General features: G+C 51.9%; 3 protein-coding genes and 1 rRNA gene. 1 reads left to right on the top strand and 3 read right to left on the bottom strand.

From position 1 onward, the window contains the following. The 3 genes from ACXJJW_RS02495 to ACXJJW_RS02485 form a co-directional block, all read right to left on the bottom strand. Nucleotides 1-1,040, bottom strand: a 16S ribosomal RNA gene (locus ACXJJW_RS02495); the annotation flags it as partial. A 440-nt stretch (nucleotides 1,041-1,480) separates the two neighbouring features. Beyond that, nucleotides 1,481-2,200 carry a class I SAM-dependent methyltransferase gene (locus tag ACXJJW_RS02490; RefSeq protein ID WP_456474144.1) on the bottom strand — a complete coding sequence of 240 codons (720 nt, stop codon included), beginning with the start codon at nucleotides 2,198-2,200 and terminating at the stop codon, nucleotides 1,481-1,483. Further along, the gene (locus tag ACXJJW_RS02485; protein WP_456474143.1) at nucleotides 2,184-3,509 is read right to left on the bottom strand and encodes an APC family permease; all 1,326 of its coding nucleotides are present in this window, start codon (nucleotides 3,507-3,509) and stop codon (nucleotides 2,184-2,186) included. Before ACXJJW_RS02485 ends, ACXJJW_RS02490 begins: the two co-directional genes overlap by 17 nt. 215 nt (nucleotides 3,510-3,724) lie before the next feature. Between ACXJJW_RS02485 and ACXJJW_RS02480 the strand changes: the two genes are divergently transcribed. Then, a partial coding sequence (locus ACXJJW_RS02480) for a DUF401 family protein (RefSeq protein ID WP_456474142.1) occupies nucleotides 3,725-4,866 on the top strand: 1,142 nt, incomplete at its 3' end.

Raw genomic sequence — 4,866 nt, 5'->3', positions numbered from 1 at the left:
AACAGGACGCCTCACGGTACGAGCTGACGACGGCCATGCACCTCCTCTCGGCTCGTCCGGCAAAGTCATCAGCTTGGCCTTCATCCTGCCGTCGCCCCCGGTGAGATGTCCGGCGTTGAATCCAATTAAACCGCAGACTTCACCCCTTGTGGTGCTCCCCCGCCAATTCCTTTAAGTTTCACTCTTGCGAGCGTACTTCCCAGGCGGCCCGCTTATCACCTTCGCTTCGGCACTGCACGCCCCCGTAGAGCGTGCAACACCTAGCGGGCAGCGTTTACGGCCAGGACTACCGGGGTATCTAATCCCGTTCGCTCCCCTGGCTTTCGTCCCTCACCGTCGGGCCCGTTCTCGCGGAGCGCCTTCGCCACTGGTGGTCCCCCAGGGATTACAGCATTTCACCGCTACCCCTGGAGTACCCTCCGCGTCTCCCGGCCCCGAGTCTGGCAGTATCCCCGCACTTCCTCAGGTTGAGCCTGAGGATTTACACAGGGACTTACCAGACCGGCTACGGACGCTTTAGGCCCAATAAAAGTGGCCACCACTCGGGCTGCCGGTGTTACCGCGGCGGCTGGCACCGGTCTTGCCCAGCCCTTATTCGCGGAGCTGTTTACACTCCGCAAAAGCCCCTGCAGTGCAGGGGCACTTGGGGTCCCCCCGTCGCTCTTGCGAGCATTGCGGAGTTTTCGCGCCTGCTGCGCCCCGTAGGGCCTGGGGCCGTGTCTCAGCCCCCATCTCCGGGCTACAGCTCCCACTGCCCGTACCGATCACAGGCTTGGTGGTCCGTTACACCGCCAACTACCTAATCGGTCGCAGGCTCATCCTCGGGCGCCGGAGCTTTCGGCGGAGGATCCTTCCAGACCTCTCCACCTATCGGGTATTAGCCCCAGTTTCCCGGGGTTATGCCCGACCCGAGGGTAGATTACCCACGTGTTACTGAGCCGTCCGCCCCTGGCTCTCCTCCCGAAGGAGGAAAGCCCGGTCGACTCGCATGGCTTAGGCGGACCCCAATAGCAGTGGCCTCCGGCAGGATCAACCGGAATTAAGGATGGCGGGGTTTTTCCCTGCTTGAGTTTTTTGCAAGCACCACTAACCGGGTTTCACCACTGTCGAGCCTACATCAGACCCAAGCTCAGCTTGAGCCCTCATTGCTGTCATCAACCCTCTTCCGAGGGTTTCAAAAGAGATCCCCGCGCTTATGCGCGAGCTGTAGCGCAGCCAGGATATTCAGTGCTCTTCATCTCAGGCTCCTCGCCACCTCAGAGCACTCGCCGAGTGCTGCGCAGGTTACCATTAGTATCCTGCGAAGTTAACCTCTTATAACCAATTTTGAGTTTGTATTTCGGGTGTGTACCTTATGGCGCACATGCCGTGTGAAAGCAATGTTGTAAGCTTCTCACGGCGTGTTCCATAGGATTGCGAGTCACGAGTGCAAGGGTTGTTGTAGTCCCGCAGAGAAAGTTTGCTGCCGAGGGTATGCCCCTCACCTTCTGCCGCCAAACATTGCAAATGTTCCATACTTATAAAAACAATCCACATCCCTGAATCCCACAGCTTTCAGGGCATTCAACTGCTCTGCCAGAGTATCCGGCTTATTATCTTCGCTGTCCTTATATCTGCGAATTATATCCACATATTCGCCTCTTTTCCCCAGGGCGTTTTGTTTCTCCAGTATCCACTCTCTCCAGAGGGAGAGATACCAGTCCTCAAGTGCCTTCGCTGGAGCGAGGATGACATCTATGTTGAGAAAATATCCTCCTTCATTCAGGTGGGAGTAGATATACTCAAACAGAGCCCTCTTCTCGTCCATACTCAGGTGGTGAATAGCAAGAGAGGAAACCACAAGGTCAAAGTAAGGAAGTTGAATGTCCTTATGCAGCAGCTCCTGAAAGCTTGCCCTGATGAAATTGAGGTTCTTAAAGCTGGAAAGCCTTTCTTTCGCTTTATTCAACATATCTTCTGAACCATCAATCAGCGTGGCTGATATTGCGCTGTCAACCTTCAGAAGCTCATGAATAAGGATGCCATCTCCGCATCCAAGATCCAGAACCCTGTTTTGCTTTTTATTCCCCAGGAAATGCTTATAGAATGACTTTAAGAGTTCCAGCAATCTCCTCCGCTCTACGATTTGGATATCTGCCGTTTCGAGATATTCATCGACAAAATCTTTCTCCGACCACCGTGATTTATTGAAGTCTGTCATGACCATACCTTGGAATTTGCGGACGTATCTCTCTGCCCGTAAACCTTCTGTACACAATCTCAATAGCAAGAGAGATACCCACCATCACCACAAGTACCAAAAGCATTTTCGGAGAGACTATTGCTGTCTGCCAGACCAATGCCCCCAGAGCAAATAAGCAAACTATTGCACCAAGTGCAGATATCCACCTGTAACTTCTGGTTTTAACATACAGGCGCAAATTAGAAATATTCACTGCCGCAAAAATAAGCAAAAAACCAGAGCTTCCCATTATTGAAATACTTGAGATGTCAAAGAGGTTTGCTATCAACAGAGTAAGAAATGAAGTGATAAGCAGACCTTCAATATGGCGATTCCATATCCTTCTCTCCAACATCTCTGGAAGCTCTCCCTCTTTTGCGATAATATAGCTTATGCGTGATGCCCCATATAATGTGGCATTAATTGCGGAGCCGGTTGATAACAGAGCTGCAACAGCAATTAATGCAAAACCAAAGCTTCCCAGAAAAGGTTTGGCACTCTCTGCAAGTGCATAGTCTCTTGCTGCCACAATCTCCTTTATTGACAGGTTTCCAACGGTTACCAGTGAGACAAGGACATAGAGTGCAATAACAAATCCGACAGCTGAATAGTATGCCCGAGGGAGTGTTTTCTTTGGATTTTTCACATCTTCCGCAGTATTGGCGATGAGCTCAAAACCTTCATAGGCCAGAAAGATGATCATTCCTCCCGCAATCAACAGGAGAGGGTCAGCCCAGGTTGAGGGTTCCAGTCGCTGAATATCCACACTGCGTAATCCCACTCCTGCAAAAAACAGGAGGATGGCAATCTTTAGGCCAACAATCCACTCTTCTGCCTTCCCCAGGATATTTGTTCCCAGGATATTTAATCCGGTTAACAGTATTACAATCCCGCTAATAAAAACATGTTTCAAGAATGGCTGCATGGTTTCTGGAAAGAAAGTGGCCCCATAACTCCCAAAGGCAGAGGCATACAGGGAGAGCATAACCACATAACTCAACCAGAGCAAAATATTCAGCCCTCCCGTAATCACTCCCGAGCCAAAGGCCTGATTCAAAAATTCAACCGTCCCGCCTTGGGCAGGGTAGGCAACAGATAGCCTTGCGTAGGAATAAGAGGTTATTAAAGCCACAATTCCAGCCAACAGGAAGGCAACAGGAGTCCCGCCATGTGCAAGCTGAACAGCAAGTCCAAGGACAGCAAAGATTCCACCGCCAACCATCCCTCCCACACCAATAGAAACAACAGACCAGTATCCAAGTGATTTTTTCTCTGACGAATTACCCATAACCACTCCTCATTTTAACAAATTGCAATACGGTCTCTCTGAACAGCTACCTCCCTGTTTTTCTTAGCTTCTTCATTCTTAAATATTTACATCCTATCCTCAGCTTTGTGCTATCCTTGCCTACAGATACACAAAGGCACATATAGGTCCGGGTTAAACAGATAACTTAGGGGTACCAGCAATCCCTTTGCGAGGTTAGAGTAACCTAAAGAGACATGCACTTCGACTCAGCTATAGCGCTGTTTATCGCAATAGGCATAATCCTGTTGCTCATAAAACTCAGGAAGCACGTGGGGTATGCGATACTGGCTGGAGCCAGCTTTCTCGCCATAGCCACGCTGCCTTCACGGGAGGCGCTCTCCCTTGCCTCTTCAACCCTCGCAAGCGGGGCAACGCTTAAGCTAATGCTCATCCTCTTCTCAGTGCTCCTGCTCAGCTACACCATGGAGAGCGCCGGCATGCTCTCCAGGCTGACCTCTGCCATATCCTCAATGGGTGGCAAAGCTGTGCTGGTAACCGTGCCTCTAATCATAGGCCTCCTGCCCATGCCCGCGGGAGCGCTTGTCTCGGCGATGATGCTGGCAGGCATGGTTAAAGAGCAGGGCATACCGCGTGAGAAGGCGACATTTGCCAACTACTGGTTCCGCCACCTGTGGATACCCACCTGGCCTCTATACCCTGCATTTATCATCACCATGGGTGTGGTCGAGACGAGTGCTATGGAGCTTATAAGGATAAATCTGCCTTTAACCCTCGCTGCCCTCTTCGCCGGGCTGCTCATCACCTACCCCGACCTGGAGTTTCGCTCAAAGGGCGGATTTAGAGGAGCTTTTCCAGCGCTTGCTTTAAACGCCTGGCCGATTATTGCGATAATCCTCCTCGCCCTAGTTGCCGGGGTTGAGCTTGCGTATGCCATGCTCGCTGTGCTCTTTTTGACTCTCGCCTATACCAGACCCTCCCCTGATAAACTTATAGAAATAGGCAGAAAGGCGCTTGACCCGCGCATGGGGGTGCTTATCTACGGGGTGATGCTCTTCCGCAATGGCATAGAGGCGAGCAGCGCAGCTTCGCGGGTAATAGAGATGCTGAGCGGCGCCGGTTTGCCAATAACCGTAGTAGCCCTGGTGGTGAGCTTCCTCATAGGTTTCGCCGTGGGAATAGAGATGGGACCGCCGAGCATTGCTCTACCGCTGTTCATCTCCTTCGTGGGCAGGGGGGATGCAATCGTTGGAGACCACCTGCTGCTAATCTTCGCCGCAGGCTACCTCGGCGTGCAGCTCTCGCCCATGCACCTGTGCTTCACCGTCAGCGCCGAGTACTTCAAGGCGAGCATGACAAAGGTTTACCGCTACGTGGG

Source organism: Candidatus Pyrohabitans sp. (assembly GCF_054014795.1).
Note: the sequence above shows the minus strand (reverse complement) of the source record. Positions and strands in the feature narration are given on the sequence as shown.